The 14,928-nt window shown below is 68.5% G+C and carries 14 protein-coding genes; 6 read left to right on the top strand and 8 right to left on the bottom strand.

Features of this window, described 5'->3' with window-relative positions; genetic code table 11:
- Nucleotides 1-146 precede the first annotated feature (146 nt).
- Nucleotides 147-977, top strand: coding sequence for an alpha/beta fold hydrolase (locus ASC92_RS12365; RefSeq protein ID WP_056515438.1), 831 nt, complete (start codon nucleotides 147-149; stop codon nucleotides 975-977).
- Between the two features lie 42 nt (nucleotides 978-1,019).
- Here the strand turns inward: ASC92_RS12365 and ASC92_RS12360 are convergent, their stop codons facing one another.
- The 7 genes from ASC92_RS12360 to ASC92_RS12330 are packed head-to-tail and all read right to left on the bottom strand — an operon-like array spanning nucleotide 1,020 to nucleotide 7,677.
- Entirely contained in the window at nucleotides 1,020-2,063 is a 1,044-nt protein-coding gene (locus ASC92_RS12360; protein WP_056516373.1) for an ABC transporter substrate-binding protein, read from the bottom strand.
- 20 nt (nucleotides 2,064-2,083) lie between these two features.
- Entirely contained in the window at nucleotides 2,084-3,238 is a 1,155-nt protein-coding gene (locus ASC92_RS12355; RefSeq protein WP_056515435.1) for an NAD(P)/FAD-dependent oxidoreductase, read from the bottom strand.
- Nucleotides 3,235-4,638 carry an NAD(P)/FAD-dependent oxidoreductase gene (locus ASC92_RS12350; protein WP_056515432.1) on the bottom strand — a complete coding sequence of 468 codons (1,404 nt, stop codon included), beginning with the start codon at nucleotides 4,636-4,638 and terminating at the stop codon, nucleotides 3,235-3,237. Before ASC92_RS12350 ends, ASC92_RS12355 begins: the two co-directional genes overlap by 4 nt.
- The gene (locus ASC92_RS12345) at nucleotides 4,635-4,940 is read right to left on the bottom strand and encodes a (2Fe-2S)-binding protein (RefSeq protein ID WP_056515429.1); all 306 of its coding nucleotides are present in this window, start codon (nucleotides 4,938-4,940) and stop codon (nucleotides 4,635-4,637) included. Before ASC92_RS12345 ends, ASC92_RS12350 begins: the two co-directional genes overlap by 4 nt.
- Nucleotides 4,941-5,735 carry an ABC transporter permease gene (locus tag ASC92_RS12340; RefSeq protein WP_056515426.1) on the bottom strand — a complete coding sequence of 265 codons (795 nt, stop codon included), beginning with the start codon at nucleotides 5,733-5,735 and terminating at the stop codon, nucleotides 4,941-4,943.
- Nucleotides 5,732-6,592: an ABC transporter permease gene (locus tag ASC92_RS12335; protein ID WP_056515422.1), complete on the bottom strand. Its 861-nt coding sequence runs from the start codon at nucleotides 6,590-6,592 to the stop codon at nucleotides 5,732-5,734. Before ASC92_RS12335 ends, ASC92_RS12340 begins: the two co-directional genes overlap by 4 nt.
- Nucleotides 6,589-7,677 (bottom strand): ABC transporter ATP-binding protein, encoded by a 1,089-nt coding sequence (locus ASC92_RS12330; RefSeq protein WP_056515419.1) that lies wholly within the window; start codon nucleotides 7,675-7,677, stop codon nucleotides 6,589-6,591. Before ASC92_RS12330 ends, ASC92_RS12335 begins: the two co-directional genes overlap by 4 nt.
- A 205-nt stretch (nucleotides 7,678-7,882) precedes the next feature.
- Between ASC92_RS12330 and ASC92_RS12325 the strand changes: the two genes are divergently transcribed.
- From ASC92_RS12325 to ASC92_RS12305, 5 genes are all read left to right on the top strand, one after another.
- Complete coding sequence (locus ASC92_RS12325) at nucleotides 7,883-8,740, top strand: IclR family transcriptional regulator (RefSeq protein ID WP_056515417.1); 858 nt, start codon at nucleotides 7,883-7,885, stop codon at nucleotides 8,738-8,740.
- Between the two features lie 162 nt (nucleotides 8,741-8,902).
- A complete protein-coding gene (locus ASC92_RS12320) occupies nucleotides 8,903-10,441 on the top strand; it encodes an aldehyde dehydrogenase family protein (RefSeq protein WP_056515415.1) in 1,539 nt (512 codons plus the stop codon).
- Between the two features lie 98 nt (nucleotides 10,442-10,539).
- A complete protein-coding gene (locus tag ASC92_RS12315) occupies nucleotides 10,540-11,442 on the top strand; it encodes an amino acid ABC transporter substrate-binding protein (RefSeq protein ID WP_056515412.1) in 903 nt (300 codons plus the stop codon).
- The gene (locus tag ASC92_RS12310; RefSeq protein ID WP_056515406.1) at nucleotides 11,439-12,659 is read left to right on the top strand and encodes a pyridoxal phosphate-dependent aminotransferase; all 1,221 of its coding nucleotides are present in this window, start codon (nucleotides 11,439-11,441) and stop codon (nucleotides 12,657-12,659) included. Before ASC92_RS12315 ends, ASC92_RS12310 begins: the two co-directional genes overlap by 4 nt.
- A 163-nt stretch (nucleotides 12,660-12,822) precedes the next feature.
- The gene (locus ASC92_RS12305; protein WP_056515403.1) at nucleotides 12,823-14,496 is read left to right on the top strand and encodes a thiamine pyrophosphate-binding protein; all 1,674 of its coding nucleotides are present in this window, start codon (nucleotides 12,823-12,825) and stop codon (nucleotides 14,494-14,496) included.
- Nucleotides 14,497-14,518: 22 nt separating this feature from the next.
- Here ASC92_RS12305 and ASC92_RS12300 read toward each other — a convergent pair whose 3' ends face one another.
- Nucleotides 14,519-14,818, bottom strand: coding sequence for a hypothetical protein (locus tag ASC92_RS12300; RefSeq protein WP_056515400.1), 300 nt, complete (start codon nucleotides 14,816-14,818; stop codon nucleotides 14,519-14,521).
- Between the last annotated feature and the right edge of the window lie 110 nt (nucleotides 14,819-14,928).

Raw genomic sequence — 14,928 nt, 5'->3', positions numbered from 1 at the left:
TGTCCGACATCAAGACGACCCCCGCGACAGGTGCCTCGCGGCGGCGTATTCTGGCCGGCGCGGCCGGCATCGCGACCGTGTCCGCCCTCGGTACTTCGAGCGCGGCTGCCGCGCAAAAGCACGCTGACCACACGAAAGGATCCCCCATGAGCTTTGTCACCACGAAGGACGGCACGAACATCTTCTACAAGGACTGGGGACCGCGCAACGCGCAGCCCATCGTCTTTCATCACGGCTGGCCCCTGAGCGCCGATGACTGGGACACGCAGATGCTGTTCTTCATCGGCAAGGGCTACCGCGTGATCGCGCACGACCGCCGCGGCCACGGCCGCTCCTCGCAGACCGCGGGCGGGCACGAGATGGACACCTACGCATCGGACGTGGCGGCACTGACCGACGCGCTGGACCTGAAGGACGCCGTGCACATCGGCCATTCGACGGGCGGCGGCGAGGTGGCGCGCTACGTGGCGCGCGCCAAACCGGGCCGCGTGGCCAAGGCCGTGCTGGTGAGTGCCGTGCCGCCCATCATGCTCAAGACAGCGGCCAACCCCGGCGGCCTGCCGATGGAGGTGTTCGATGGCATCAGGGCCGCGCTCGTGGCCAACCGCACGCAGTTTTTCATCGACCTGCCCACCGGCCCGTTCTACGGTTTCAACCGGCCGGGCGCGAAGGTTTCGCAGGGCCTCATCGACCGCTGGTGGCTGCAGGGCATGATGGGCGCGGCCAATGCGCACTACGAGTGCATCAAGGCCTTCTCCGAGACCGACTTCACCGAAGACCTGAAGAAGATCGACGTGCCGGTGCTCGTGATGCACGGCACCGACGACCAGGTCGTGCCCTATGCGAATTCGGGCCCGCTGGCGGCCAAGCTGCTCAAGCGCGGCACGCTGAAGAGCTACGAGGGCTACCCCCACGGCATGCTGTCCACGCATGCGGACGTGATCAACCCCGACCTGCTGGCGTTCGTGAAGAGCTGAGGCCGTGCGCGCCGCGGTGTGCGAACACCGCGGCGTGTCGCATCAACGCTCGATCGTCTTGTTCCAGCGCGCGTTCCACGCCGGCCGGTTCGCGTTGATGCTTTCCCAGTCGATGGTGACGGCGGTCTTCATCCACTTGTTGATGTCCGCCACCTGCGCCGCGCCTTCGCCCACGGCCGGGGCCTTGGGGTTGGTCGGGATCTGCGCGCCGTACTGCAGCACGTTGGCCTGAGCCACGGGGCTCAGCAGGAACTCGGCGAGCTTCTGCGACAGCTCGGGCTCGCTGTTGTTGGCGATCACGCACTGGCCCACCATGAGCACCACCGCGCCTTCCTTGGGCGGTGCGTACTCGACCGGAATGCCCTTGGTCTTCAATGCGGCCACGGCCGTGGGGGTCAGCGGGAAGATTGCCGCCTCACCGGTCTGCACCATCTCCGAGAGCTTGGCCGAACTCGGGATGTACTCCAGCACGTTCGGCCCGATCGTGGTGGGCCAGGCCTTGAAGCCCGGCTCCACGTTCTTGTCGTTGCCGCCCTGGATGCGGTTGAACATCAGGAAGCCGTGCAGCCCGAACGACGAGGACGACATCGACTGGAACACCACCTTGCCCTTGTACTTGGGGTCGGCCAGGTCCATCCACGAGGTGGGCGGCGCCCAGCCCTTTTCCTTGAACATCTTGGCGTTGTAGGCGAGACCCGTCATGCCCAGGCTCACACCGCTGGCCATGTCGTCCTTGAAGCGCGCGGCAGGATAGATCTCGTTGAGCGACGGGTTGGGCTTCTGCTTCTGGCACAAACCCATGCCGATGGCTCGCACCATGATGCCGTCGTCGAGGAACATCACGTGCATCTGCGGCTTGTCCTTGTTGGCCTGGGCCTTCGCGAGGATGTCGGAGGAGGTGCCGGGCACCACCACCACCTTCGCGCCGTAGGCCTTCTCGAAGGCGGGGAACACGTACTGCGTGTACGCCTTCTCCATGGTGCCGCCGTTCATGCCGATGTAGATGGTCTTGGTCTGCGCGCTGGCGATGCCTGCGGCTGCGAGCAGCGCGGCAAGGAGGAGGGTGGACTTGGCGGTGCGGGACATGATGATGCTCTCCAATCAGTTCAGGTGGGGGAAGCGGCAAGGGATGGGGAAACGGGTGCTTCGTCGAAGCGCTCGATGGCGAAGGCGTCGATGGGCGTGTCGCTGCGGCCGTCGCGCGCCAGCTCGGCCAACACTTCGCCGGCGGCCGGGCCGATCTGGAACCCCGCACCCGCGAAGCCGAAGCCGTGGAACAGGCCGGGCGTGGTGCGGCTTGGGCCGAGCACCGGTTCGCGGTCGGGCAGGTAGCCCTCGGTGCCGCCCCAGGTGCGGATGATGTGCGCGTGGCGCAGCGCGGGCAGAAGCTCGACGGCCTGCCGCGCGAGCACGGCGATGGCGTCGCGATCGGCGCGCGCGCGTTCGGCGTCGAGCGTGATGCCCGTGCCGCCGCCGAGCACGAGGTTGCCGCGCGCCACCTGCCGGCAGTAGATGCCGCCGCCTTCCACGCCAAGACTCCATTGCATGAAATGCGGCACCGGCTCTGTCACCGCCATCACGGGGCTGCGCGCAAACATGGGCGGCGTTTCGCCGAACTGGCTAGCGATGGCGCCGGCCCAGGCGCCCGCGCAGTTGAGCAGCAGGGGCGCCCGCACTTCGAGCGCGTTGCCGCTGCGCACCATGAACGTGGCGCCGTCGTGCGCGACCTCGTCGACCTTGTGGCGTTCGAAGACTTGCGCGCCCGCTCGCCGTGCCGCCAGCGCGAAAGCCGGCGAGACGAGGCGCGGGTTGGCCTGCCCGTCTTCCAGGCACAGCGAGCCGCCCACGGCGCGCGTGCCGAGCCAGGGGCACTGCGTGCGCAGTCGCGTGGCAGAGATCAGTTCCAGGCCCAAGTCGAAGTCGCTGCTCATCGCGCGGTAGCGCTCCAGCGAGGCCATGTCGGCTTCGCTGCGCGCGATCTTGAAATGGCCCGAGCGCACGTACTCGCCGTCGGTGCCAAGCAGCTCGGGCAGCCGGCCCCAGATGCGGTGTGCGCGCTGTGTCAGCGGCAACTGGCTCAGGGAGCGGCCCTGCCGGCGCACGCCGCCGAAGTTCACGCCGCTGGAGCGCGAGCCGCAGAGGTCGCGCTCGAGAAGCACCACGCTGGCGCCCATGCGGCGCAAGGCCAGCGCGGCGGAGGAACCGACGATGCCGCCACCGATGATGGCGACGTCGGCCTTCAACTTCTTGATCGAGCTCATGCGTCGGCCCCCTCGGCGGGCACGAGCCGGATCGGGATCGGCTTGATCGGCGCTTGCCCGCGCAGGCGGCCGACCTGCTGCAGCGGCTGCTGCGTGGCATGCGCGAGGATCTCGGCCGCGGCCACGCCGCACATGCGGCCCTGGCAGCGGCCCATGCCGACGCGCGACAAGGCCTTGAGCCGGTTCAACTCGTCGGCACCGGCCGTGGCGACGGTCTGGCGCAAGGTGCCGGCCGTGATGTTCTCGCAGCGGCAGACCACGAGGTCGTCGGGCGCATGCGCGGCCCAGTCCTGCGGCACCGGGAAGGCGCGTTCGAGGCCCTGGCGAAATCCAGCGAGCTTGTGCAGCCTGCGTTCGAGTTCGGCTGCGCGTGCCGTATCGACCGCCACGCCGTTGTCCGCCAGCAGCGCCAGCGCCGCCCGTTCGCCCGCCCACTCGGCCGCGTCCGCGCCCATGATGCCGGCGCCGTCGCCCGCGAGGTACACGCCCTCGACGCTGGATCGCCCCGCCGCATCGCGCACCGGCAGGTGCGCGCGGTGCAGCGGCGCGTAGTCGAAGCGGCAGCCGAGCAGGTCGGCCAGCTGCGTTTCGGAGCGCAGCGCGTAGCCGAAGCCGATGGCGTCGCAGGCGAGCGTGCGTTCTTCAGCACCGTCCTGCCAGGCCACGCCGGTCACGCGGCTTCGCTGTTCGTCGCCGAGTACGCGCAACGGACGCACGCCGCTGTGCAATGCCACGCCGTGCGCGCGCAGCCAGCCGACGTAGTACACGCCCTTCGCGAACACCGCGGGCTGCGTCAGCATCGCGGGTGTGGCCGCGAGCTGGTCGGCGAGGCGCGCGGTGTCGAGCACCGCGGCCACCTTCACGCCGGCCTTCGCATATTGATAAGCCACCAGGTACAGCAATGGCCCCGTGCCCATGAACACCACGCGCTGCCCGATGGCGCAGCCCTGGAACTTGAGCGCCACTTGCGCGCCGCCCAGCGTGTAGACGCCGGGCAGCGTCCAGCCCGGCACCGGCAGCACGCGGTCGGTCGCACCCGTCGCCACGATCAGGTGGCTGTAGGGCACGCAGCGGTTGCTGCGCGTGGGGTTGTGCATCACGTCGAGCCGATGGTCTTGGGCGTTCCACACCAGGCTGTCGCCCAGATGCTCGATGCGGCCCTGCAGCGCATCGAAGGCCGCGTGCACGGCATCGGCGCGCTTCGACTCGAAGCCATAGAGCGTCCGCGCGGTGCGCTGCGCCAGGCCGGCGGGCGGGCGGCGGTAGATCTGCCCACCGGCGCGCGAGGCCTCGTCGATCACCACGGGCCGCAGGCCATGCGCCACCAGCGTCTGCGCGGCGCGCACACCGGCCGGGCCGGCGCCGACGATCACGGGGCGGATTGCGGCTGCCTTCGTCATGCGCCGTTCTTCCCGGTGACCAGCGCCATGCCCGGCGCGATGAAGGTAGAGCAGGCGCGCAGCCGCTCGCCCTCGTCCGTGGCAATCCAGCAGTCCTGGCAGGCGCCCATCATGCAGAAGCCCGCACGCGGCAGCCCGCTGAATTCGTTGCGCCGCAGCTGGTCGCATTGCGTGAGCACGGCGGTCAGCACGGTGTCGCCGGCCAGCGCGCTGGCGGGTGCGCCGTCGAGGGTGAAGGGCACGGCTTCGCGCCCGCTTTTCTCGGCCACGCGGTGAAGCAGGGCGTGTCTAGTCATGGTCATCTATCTGCGCCCCACCAGCACGCGGTCGAGTCCGTAGACACGGTCGAGCAGCACCATCGCGAAGGCCGTGATGGCCACCATCAGCGCCGACACCGCCGCCATCAGCGGATCGATCGATTCGGTCGCGTACATGTACATGCGCACCGGCAGCGTCACCGTGCTCGGTGCGGTCACGAAGATCGACATCGTCACCTCGTCAAAACTGTTGATGAACGACAGCATCCAGCTGCCCGTGACGCCCGGCAGGATCATCGGCAGCGTGATGCGCCGGAACACCGTGGCCTGGCTCGCGCCCAGCGACAGTGCGGCCTGCTCGGCGCTGCGGTCGAAGCCCACCAGCGCCGCCACCACCAGCCGCAGCGTGTAGGGCGTGACGATGAGCGCATGCGCCATCACCAGCCAGCCGAAGCTGCCCGTGCCGCCGACCAGCGCGAACAAGCGCAGCAGCGCCACGCCCAGCACCAGGTGCGGCACGATCAGCGGCGACAGGAAAAGCCCGTTGAGAAAGTCGCGTCCCGGAAACGCGTAGCGCGTGATCGCCATGCCGGCCGGCACCGCGAGCAGCGTGGCGATGGTGGCCGAGCTCAGTGCGAGCCACAGGCTGTTCCAGAACGACTGCATGAAGTCGGGGTGCGCGAACACCGCCTTGAACCAGCGCAGCGAGAAGCTGGTAGTCGGAATGGTCAGCGTGTTCTCGGGCGTGAACGCCACGATGCACACGACCACCAGCGGCGCCAGCATGAAGGTGATGACCAGCGCGTTGAACGCGAGGGCGATGGGGCCGTTTCTTTTCATCCCAATGCCTTCTTGTAGCGGCCTTCGACCAGGCGGTTGTAGCTGAGCATGACCACGAGGTTGGCCACCAGCAGCACCAGCGCCACGGCCGCGCCCAGCGGCCAGTTGAGTTCGCTCAGGTATTCGTCGTAGACGATGGTCGCGACCATCTTCAGCCGCCGTCCGCCGAGCAGGCCGGGAATCGCGAACGAGCTCGCGGCCAGGCCGAACACGATCAGGCTGCCCGAGAGAATGCCCGGCATCACCTGCGGCAGCACGATGCGCCGCAGCGTGGTGAAGGGCGTGGCGTTGAGCGAGAGGGCAGCGTTCTCCACGCCAGGGTCGAGCTTCTGCAGCGAGGTCCACACCGGGATCACCATGAAGGGCAGCATCACGTGCACCAGCGCGATGACCACCGCCGCGTTGGTGTAGAGGATCTTCACCGGGCCGATGCCCACGAACTGCAGCAGCGCGTTCACCGCGCCCTCGGGGCCCAGCAGCATGCTCCAGCCGAAGGCGCGCACCACCACCGACACCAGGAGCGGCGCGAGCACCACCAGCAGCAGCACCGAGCGCCACGGGTTGCGCATGCGGCTCAGCACATAGGCCTCGGGCGCGCCGACGAGCACGCAGATCAGCGTGACCAGCGCCGAGACCCAGAAGGTGCGCCAGAAGATGCCGAGGTAGTACGAGTCGGAGAACACCAGCGCGTAGTGCGCCAGCGTGAACTCGCCGGCCTTGGGGCCGGTGGCCGGGTCGTACACGTTGAACGACAGCACGGCCGTGAGCGCGAGCGGCACCAGCAGCAGCGCGCTGAACAGCAGCAGCGCGGGGCCGGAGAGCCACCAGGGCGTGGCCTTGTTCTGCAAGGTGCTCATGCCATCACAGCCTGCGCGGCCTTCGCGGTGGCGTCCGCGGGCAGCAGCCGCATGCAGTGCGCCGGCCAGTCGATGCCGGTGCGGGCGCCTTCTTCGAGCGCATCGCGCCCATCGTTGGGGCTCAGCACCGTGAGGTCGCCGATGGGCGTGGCCACGCGGTAGAGCCACTGGCTGCCGAGGAAGAAGCGTTCCTGCACCTCGCCGTCGAGCCGGCCCCGGCCCGGCGGCACGAGTTGCAGCTTTTCGGGCCGCACACTCAGCAGCGCCGACGCATCGACGCAGAAACCCGTGTCGTCCACGTCGAGCGAGAGCGCGCCGACCTCGATGCAGGTGCGCGTGGCGCCGCTGCCGGACACGCGGCAGTCGAGCAGGTTGGCCTTGCCGACAAAGGTGGAGATGAAGCGCGTGCTCGGGTGTTCGTACACGCGCTGCGGATGGTCGATCTGCGTGGCGCAGCCGCCTTCCATCACCACCACGCGGTCGCTGATCGACATGGCCTCGCTCTGGTCGTGCGTGACCATCACCGTGGTGGTGCCGACCTTGCGCTGGATCTGCCGCAGCTCGAACTGCATCTCCTCGCGCAGCTTGGCATCGAGGTTGGACAGCGGTTCGTCGAGCAGCAGCACCGGCGGCTCGATCACCAGCGCGCGCGACAGCGCCACGCGCTGCCGCTGGCCACCCGAGAGTTCGCGCGGATAGCGCGTGGCATGCGCTTCGAGGTGCACCAGCGCCAGCGCCTGCTTCACGCGTTCGGCGCGCTCGGCCTTGGGCATCTTGCGCATCTCGAGGCCGAAGCTCACGTTGTCGGCCACCGTCATGTGCGGGAACAGGGCGTAGGTCTGGAACACGATGCCCAGGCCGCGCGTGTTGGCCTTGGCATGCGTGATGTCCTTGCCTGCGAGTTCGATGCGGCCGCTGCTCACGGCCTCGAAGCCCGCAATCATCTGCAGCGTGGTGGTCTTGCCGCAGCCCGAAGGGCCGAGCAGCGAGACGAACTCGCCCTTTTCCACCGTGAGGTTCATGGCCGACACCGCGCGGGTGGCGCCATAGAACTTGGTCACGTCGGTGAGCCTGAGGAATGACATGGAAAGGCCTTTCTGTCGGGGCAAGAGAGGGCGTGCGACACCTTGGTGCACGCCATGGACGACCTGCCGATTTCAGTTCACTCTATTGCAACGATTGCGCCAGGCTGCCTCGGGTATTCCATTAATCAGAATCTTTCTTCAATTTATTCCAATCAATGGAATATGATCGCCTCAATTGATAGAGCGAATTCCACAGGAGCAAGGTATGGAAACCCCCTCGGCGGCCAGCGGCGGCGTGCCGCGCGTCTTCTCGGTGATCCGCGCGCTCGGCGCGGTGCAGGCCGAAGGCGGCCGCGTGACCCAGATCGCACGATCCGTGGGCCTCACCCAGGCCACCACGCACCGTTTGCTGCAGTCGCTGATGGCCGAAGGCATGGTCGAGCAGGACGAACGCAGCAAGCTCTACCGCCTCGGCATCGATTTCTTCGCGCTCGCGGCGAGCGCGGGCAACCCGGGCGACCTGCGCTCCATCTGCCGGCCGGTGCTGCTGCGCCTGTGCGCGAGCCTGGGCGACAGCATCTTTTTACTGGCGCGCAGCGGCTTCGACGCCATCTGCCTGGACCGCAGCGAAGGACCGTTCCCGATCCGCTCGTTCACCGGCGACATCGGCGGGCGCATCGCGCTGGGTGTGGGGCAGGGGGCGCTGGCGATCCTTGCCTTCCTGCCCGAGGCCGAGCGCGAGGAAGTGATCCGCTTCAACCTGTCGCGCGTGCGCGAGTACGGCGTGTACGACGAGGTCTACCTGCGCACCGAGATCGAGCGCGTGCGGCAGGCGGGCTATGCGGGGCGCAACACCGGGCTGCTCGAAGGCATGGCGGGCGTTGCGGTGCCGATCCTCGACCGCGAAGGGCGCGCGGTGGCGGCATTGAGTGTGGGCACGATCGCCGACCGGCTCAATGCGGACCGCATGCCGACCGTGGTCGAGCTGCTCAAGCGAGAGGCGGCGGCCATCGGGCCGAAGATCAATCCCTTCGACGCGACGTTGAGAAGGCCGGCGCAGAGCCTGGCGGGGTCGCCTGCGGGGCAGCGCATTGGCGTGCCCGAGGCGCCCAGGCCGGAATGAACCCGCTGTACCGGAAGGCGAGCGGAGGGTGAAGTTCTTTCCCAAAACGCATCAAGTCCTTCCATATTTTCGCTAGCCAATCGTCCCGGATTCGCAGATATTGGCCGCATTCCGCCGACTCCCATCGCCTTTCTCTTTCATCTCCTTCCCTGGAGCGCGACCATGTCCGAAGCCCACACTTCCCTTCCCGTCCCCACCGAAGTCGAACAGCTGCTGCAGCGCCTCGGCGTGCCCGTCGAGGCCCATACCGGCGGCACGCTGACGGTGCGCTCGCCCGTCAGCGGCGAGGTGATCGCACAGGTGCCGCAGACCTCGCCGGCCGAGGCCACCGCCGCCATCGGCCGCGCGCACGAAGCCTTCAAGGCCTGGCGCAGCGTGCCGGCCCCGCGCCGCGGCGAGCTGGTGCGCCTGCTCGGCGAAGAGCTGCGCGCCGCCAAGGGCGACCTCGGGCGCCTCGTCACGCTGGAGGCCGGCAAGATCCCGTCCGAAGGCGCGGGCGAAGTGCAGGAAATGATCGACATCTGCGACTTCGCGGTCGGCCTCTCGCGCCAGCTCTACGGCCTCACGCTGGCCACCGAGCGCGCCGAGCACCGCATGATGGAAACCTGGCATCCGCTGGGCGTGTGCGGCGTGATCTCGGCCTTCAACTTCCCGGTGGCCGTGTGGTCGTGGAACGCCGCGCTGGCGCTGGTGTGCGGCGACTCGGTGGTGTGGAAGCCTTCCGAGAAGACGCCGCTGACCGCGCTGGCCGTGCACGCCATCGCGCAGCGCGCCGTCGCGCGCTTCGGCGATGCGCCCGAAGGCCTGCTCGGCCTGCTGCTGGGCCAGCGTGACATCGGCGAGGTGCTGGTCGACGACCATCGCGTGTCGATCCTCTCGGCCACCGGCTCGACCGCGATGGGCCGCCAGGTGGGCCCGAAGCTGGCGGCGCGCTTTGCCCGCGCGATTCTCGAACTGGGCGGCAACAACGCTGCCATCGTCACGCCCTCGGCCGACCTCGACCTCACGCTGCGCGGCATCGCGTTCGCTGCCATGGGCACGGCCGGCCAGCGCTGCACCACGCTGCGCCGCCTGTTCGTGCACGACAGCGTGTACGACGCGCTGGTGCCCAAGCTGACCAAGGTCTACGGCAACGTGCAGGTCGGCGATCCGCGCGAGGCCGGCACGTTGGTCGGCCCGCTGATCGACCGCGCAGCCTTCGACGGCATGCAGAAGGCACTTGGCGAAAGCCGCGAGGCCGGCGCCACGGTGCACGGCGGCCAGCGCGTCGAAGGCCTCGGCACGAAGGACGCGTACTACGTGCGTCCCGCGCTGGTCGAGCTGAAGACGCACGACGGCCCGGTGCTGCGCGAGACCTTCGCACCCATCCTCTACGTGGTGCGCTACAGCTCGCTCGATGAGGCCATCGAATGGCACAACGCGGTGGGCGCGGGCCTGTCGTCGTCGATCTTCACGCTGAACGTGCGCGAGGCCGAGCGCTTCATGTCTAGCGCGGGCTCGGACTGTGGCATTGCCAACGTCAACATCGGCCCGAGCGGCGCGGAGATCGGCGGCGCCTTCGGTGGCGAGAAGGAAACCGGCGGCGGCCGCGAAGCCGGCTCCGACAGCTGGAAGGCGTACATGCGCCGCGCGACGAACACCATCAACTACTCGACGGCATTGCCCCTGGCTCAAGGCGTGACCTTCGACATCGGCGACTGACCGACCCCGGCTCGTCTGTTCCTGCCGCGCAATTCCTTGCGTCGGCAGGCGGACGGCCGTGCGCACCCCAGAAAAACAACCACCAGGAGACAGAAGAAATGAGCATTCCCTTCAAGACAGTTGCAGCGGCCACGCTGCTCGCGCTCGCATTCGGCGGCGCCAGCGCGCAGACCACCGCCAGCGGCACGCTCGACAAGATCAAGACCAGCGGCAAGGTGGTGCTCGGCGTGCGCGAAGCCTCGCCGCCGATGGCCTACATGCTGGGCGCGGGCGAGAAGTACGTGGGCTACCACGTCGAGCTGTGCGAGCGCGTGCTGAAGGACATCGTGCCGCAGGCGAAGCTCGAATACATGGCCGTGACCGCGCAGAACACCATCCCCCTGGTGCAGAACGGCACGCTCGACATCGGCTGCGGCCCCACCACCAACAACACCGCGCGCCAGCAGCAGGTGGCGTTCGCGCTCACCACGTACGTGAGCGAGGTGCGCATGGCCACCAGGGTCGACTCGGGCATCGCCAACCTCGACCAGCTCGCGGGCCGCAATGTGTCGGCTTCCACCGGCACCACCGCCGTGCAGCTGCTGCGCAAGCGCGAGCGCGCGCAGAACGTGTCGTACAACACCATGCTCGGCAAGGACCACCTCGAGAGCTTCCTGCTGCTGGAGTCGGGCCGCGCCGATGCCTTCGTGCTCGACGACAACCTGCTGGCCGGCATCATCGCGAACTCCAAGAACCCCTCGGCCTACCGCATCGTGGGCGAGCCGCTGGGCTCGGAGCCGATCGCGCTGCTGTTCCGCAAGGACGACCCGGCCTTCAAGGCCGCGGTGGACGATTCGCTGCGCCGCATGATGAAGAGCGGCGACCTCGAAAAGATCTACGCCAAGTGGTTCGTGGCGGCCATCCCTCCGAAGAACACCAGCCTGAATCTGCCGATGAGCACGGCACTGAAGCAGCTGATGCTCGAACCCAACGACAAGCCACTGGAGACCTACGCCAAGTGACCACGGACACTGTTGTCTTCTCGCCGGCGCAGCGCGTGCGCGCCATCGGCGTCTCGGAGATCCTGCGCATCACCGACCATGCCAATGCGCTCAAGCGCGCGGGCCGTCCGGTGATTGTGCTGGGCGCGGGCGAGCCCGATTTCGACACGCCGCAGAACGTGTGCGACGCCGCCGTGCGCGCCATCGGGCGCAGCGACACGCGCTACACGGTGCTCGACGGCAGCCCGGCGATGAAGGCGGCAGTGCAGCTGAAGTTCAAGCGCGACAACGCGCTGGACTTCGCACTCGACGAGATCAGCGTGAGCGCAGGCGCCAAGCAGGTGATCTTCAACGCGCTGATGGCCAGCCTGGACCCGGGCGATGAAGTCATCCTGCCCGCGCCGTACTGGACCTCGTACGCCGACATCGTGCAGATCTGCGGTGGCGTGCCGGTGCCGGTGGCCTGCACCGAGGCGAACGGCTTCAGGCTCGATGCCGCGCAGCTGGAAGCGGCGATCACGCCGCGCACGCGCTGGCTGTTCCTGAACTCGCCCTCGAACCCGAGCGGCGCGGCCTACAGCGCGGCGCAGCTGAAGCCGCTGTGCGAGGTGCTGCTACGGCATCCGCAGGTGTGGGTGCTGGCGGACGACATCTACGAACACATCCTCTACGACGGGCTGGCATTCGCGACGCCCGTGGCGGTGGAACCGCGCTTGCGCGAACGCACGCTGACCGTCAACGGCGTGTCGAAGGCCTATGCGATGACCGGCTGGCGCGTGGGCTACGGTGCGGGTCCGCGCGCTCTGGTTGCGGCGATGGCCGTGGTGCAGAGCCAGACGACCTCATGCCCTTCGTCGATCAGCCAGGCCGCGGCCATCGAGGCGCTGACCGGGCCGCAGGAGATCGTGGCCGAGCGCTGCGCCGACTTCCAGGCGCGGCGCGACTTTGTGGTGGCCGCGCTGAACCGCGCGCCGGGGCTGCATTGCCGCATGCCCGAAGGCGCGTTCTATACCTTCGCGAGCTGCGCCGGCGTGCTCGGCAAGCGCACGCGAGGCGGCATGCTGCTGCAGACGGACAGCGACTTCTGCCGCTACCTGCTGCAGGACTTCGAGGTGGCGGTGGTGCCGGGCAGCGTGTTCGGGCTGGCGCCGTATTTCCGCATCTCGTATGCGACTTCGATGGCGCAGCTGGAAGAGGCGTGCAAGCGCATCATTGCCGCGTGCCAAGCCCTCGAATGACCCCGCATTTCTCCCTCCCCTTCCGGGGGAGGGCAGGGGTGGGGGCTCGCGGCGTATCCATTGCCGTCGGCGCATCCAACGCCGCTTGCCCCCATCCCAGCCTTCCCCCGGGAGGGGAAGGAGCAACACCAATACCCAACACCTTCATTCCATCGGACACAGCATGACTTCTTCCCGCACCGGCGGCCAGATCCTGGTCGACCAGCTCATCACCCACGGCGTCAGGCAGCTGTTCTGCGTGCCCGGCGAAAGTTTTCTGGCCGTGCTCGACGCGCTGCATGATGCATCGATCGACGTGACCGTGTGCCGCCAGGAAGGCGGCGCGGCGATGATGGCCGAGGCGCAGGGCAAGCTCACGGGCAAGCCGGGTATCTGCTTCGTCACGCGCGGCCCGGGCGCCACCAACGCGGCGGCCGGCGTGCACATCGCGCACCAGGATTCGACCCCGCTGCTGCTGTTCGTGGGCCAGGTCGCACGCGACGCCATGGGCCGCGAGGCTTTCCAGGAGCTGGACTACGGCGCGGTGTTCGGCACCATGGCCAAGTGGGTGGTGCAGATCGACGATCCGGCGCGCGTGCCCGAGCTGGTGTCGCGTGCCTTCCATGTCGCCACCTCCGGCCGGCCCGGCCCGGTGGTGATCGCGCTGCCTGAAGACATGCTGACCGAGGCCGCAGCGGTGGCCGACGCGCAGCCGTATGCGGTGACCGAAACCCATCCCGGCGCGGCGCAGCTCACCGAGTTGCAGCAGCGGCTGTCGCAGGCGCAGCGCCCGGTGGTCATCCTCGGCGGCAGCCGCTGGTCGGAGAAGGCGGCGCTGCAGTTCGCGGATTTCGCGGCCGCGTTCTCGCTGCCCGTGTACTGCTCGTTCCGCCGCCAGATGTTGATGTCGGCCGAGCACCCCTGCTATGCGGGCGACCTGGGCCTGGGCGCCAACCCGCGCATGCTCGAACGCATCCGCAACGCGGACCTCGTGCTGCTGGTCGGCGGGCGCCTGTCCGAAGTGCCGTCGCAAGGCTACGAACTGCTGGCGATCCCGCAACCGAAGCAGGCCCTGGTGCATGTGCACGCCGATGCCGACGAGCTCGGCAAGCTCTACCGTCCGGCACAGGGCATCCACGCTACGCCGCAGGCGTTCGCCGAAGCGGTGTCCGCGCTGCGCCCCGCGCAGACGCCGGCTTGGCAAGCCGAAACGAAGGCCGCACGCGAAGACTTCCTGCGCTGGAGCGACCCGGCGCCGATCCGCATTCCCGGCCCGCTGCAAATGGGCGAGGTGATGCGGCACCTGCGCGAGGTGCTGCCGGCCGACACCATCTTCTGCAACGGCGCGGGCAACTTCGCCACCTGGGTGCACCGCTTCTGGCCATTCCGCGCATTCGCGAGCCAGCTGGCGCCCACCAGCGGTTCGATGGGCTACGGCCTGCCGGCCGGCGTCGGCGCCAAGCGGCTGTGGCCGCAGCGCGAGGTGGTCGTGTTCGCGGGCGACGGCGACTTCATGATGCACGGCCAGGAGTTCGCCACCGCCGTTCAGTACGGCCTGCCGATCCTCGTCGTGCTGCTCGACAACGCCATGTACGGCACGATCCGCATGCACCAGGAAAAGCACTATCCCGGCCGCATCAGCGCCACGCAACTGAAGAACCCGGACTTCCGCGGCTATGCCGAAGTGTTCGGCGGCCACGGCGAGCGCGTGACCAGTACCGAGGAGTTCGGCCCCGCGCTGGCCCGTGCGCGTGCAAGCGGCAAGCCCGCGATCCTGCACTGCCTGCTCGATCCGGAAGCGATCACGCCGGGCAGCACGCTGCAGTCGATCCGCAAGGCCGCGCTGGCCGCGTCCTGAACAGCGCCGCAGCAGGAAGGCGTCAGCCCAGTCCGTCCGCGTGGCGAGCCGGCGTGGGCAGAGCGCCGCCGGGCTGCCGCGCCGCCAGCCGCTTGGCCCGAGCCAAAGGTTCCATCGCCTGCTCGAGCCGCATCGCGAGCTGGTAGAGCTCCTCGTCCCGGGTGTCTGCGGCATGCGCGCGCGTCATGCGAACGATCTCGGCCGCGTACTCGGCGTTGGTAGCCATCCATTCGGTGTCGGTCACGCGCCCATGCTTTCGCCGAAGCGCCACATGAAGGCGCGCGGCGAGGGCGATGCGTTCGCTTTCGGACATGGATGGCATGCTTCCTCCGTCGGGTGGGCGACTCCCGGGTTCTTCCTGATCCTGTGCAAGATCGGGGCCTGACCGCGCGTGCATGATTTGTGCCGTCGTTAACCATCGGAAACACTTTG

It is taken from the genome of Variovorax sp. Root411 (assembly GCF_001425205.1).
Taxonomy (GTDB): Bacteria; Pseudomonadota; Gammaproteobacteria; order Burkholderiales; family Burkholderiaceae_C; genus Variovorax.
Note: the sequence above shows the minus strand (reverse complement) of the source record. Positions and strands in the feature narration are given on the sequence as shown.

Excerpts from the sequence above, each read along its gene's own strand:
- ASC92_RS12365 (WP_056515438.1), top strand. The coding sequence starts at position 147 with ATGAGCTTTGTCACCACGAAGGACGGCACGAACATCTTCTACAAGGAC.
- ASC92_RS12360 (WP_056516373.1), bottom strand. The coding sequence starts at position 2,063 with ATGTCCCGCACCGCCAAGTCCACCCTCCTCCTTGCCGCGCTGCTCGCA.
- ASC92_RS12355 (WP_056515435.1), bottom strand. The coding sequence starts at position 3,238 with ATGAGCTCGATCAAGAAGTTGAAGGCCGACGTCGCCATCATCGGTGGC.
- ASC92_RS12350 (WP_056515432.1), bottom strand. The coding sequence starts at position 4,638 with ATGACGAAGGCAGCCGCAATCCGCCCCGTGATCGTCGGCGCCGGCCCG.
- ASC92_RS12345 (WP_056515429.1), bottom strand. The coding sequence starts at position 4,940 with ATGACCATGACTAGACACGCCCTGCTTCACCGCGTGGCCGAGAAAAGC.
- ASC92_RS12340 (WP_056515426.1), bottom strand. The coding sequence starts at position 5,735 with ATGAAAAGAAACGGCCCCATCGCCCTCGCGTTCAACGCGCTGGTCATC.
- ASC92_RS12335 (WP_056515422.1), bottom strand. The coding sequence starts at position 6,592 with ATGAGCACCTTGCAGAACAAGGCCACGCCCTGGTGGCTCTCCGGCCCC.
- ASC92_RS12330 (WP_056515419.1), bottom strand. The coding sequence starts at position 7,677 with ATGTCATTCCTCAGGCTCACCGACGTGACCAAGTTCTATGGCGCCACC.
- ASC92_RS12325 (WP_056515417.1), top strand. The coding sequence starts at position 7,883 with ATGGAAACCCCCTCGGCGGCCAGCGGCGGCGTGCCGCGCGTCTTCTCG.
- ASC92_RS12320 (WP_056515415.1), top strand. The coding sequence starts at position 8,903 with ATGTCCGAAGCCCACACTTCCCTTCCCGTCCCCACCGAAGTCGAACAG.
- ASC92_RS12315 (WP_056515412.1), top strand. The coding sequence starts at position 10,540 with ATGAGCATTCCCTTCAAGACAGTTGCAGCGGCCACGCTGCTCGCGCTC.
- ASC92_RS12305 (WP_056515403.1), top strand. The coding sequence starts at position 12,823 with ATGACTTCTTCCCGCACCGGCGGCCAGATCCTGGTCGACCAGCTCATC.
- ASC92_RS12300 (WP_056515400.1), bottom strand. The coding sequence starts at position 14,818 with ATGCCATCCATGTCCGAAAGCGAACGCATCGCCCTCGCCGCGCGCCTT.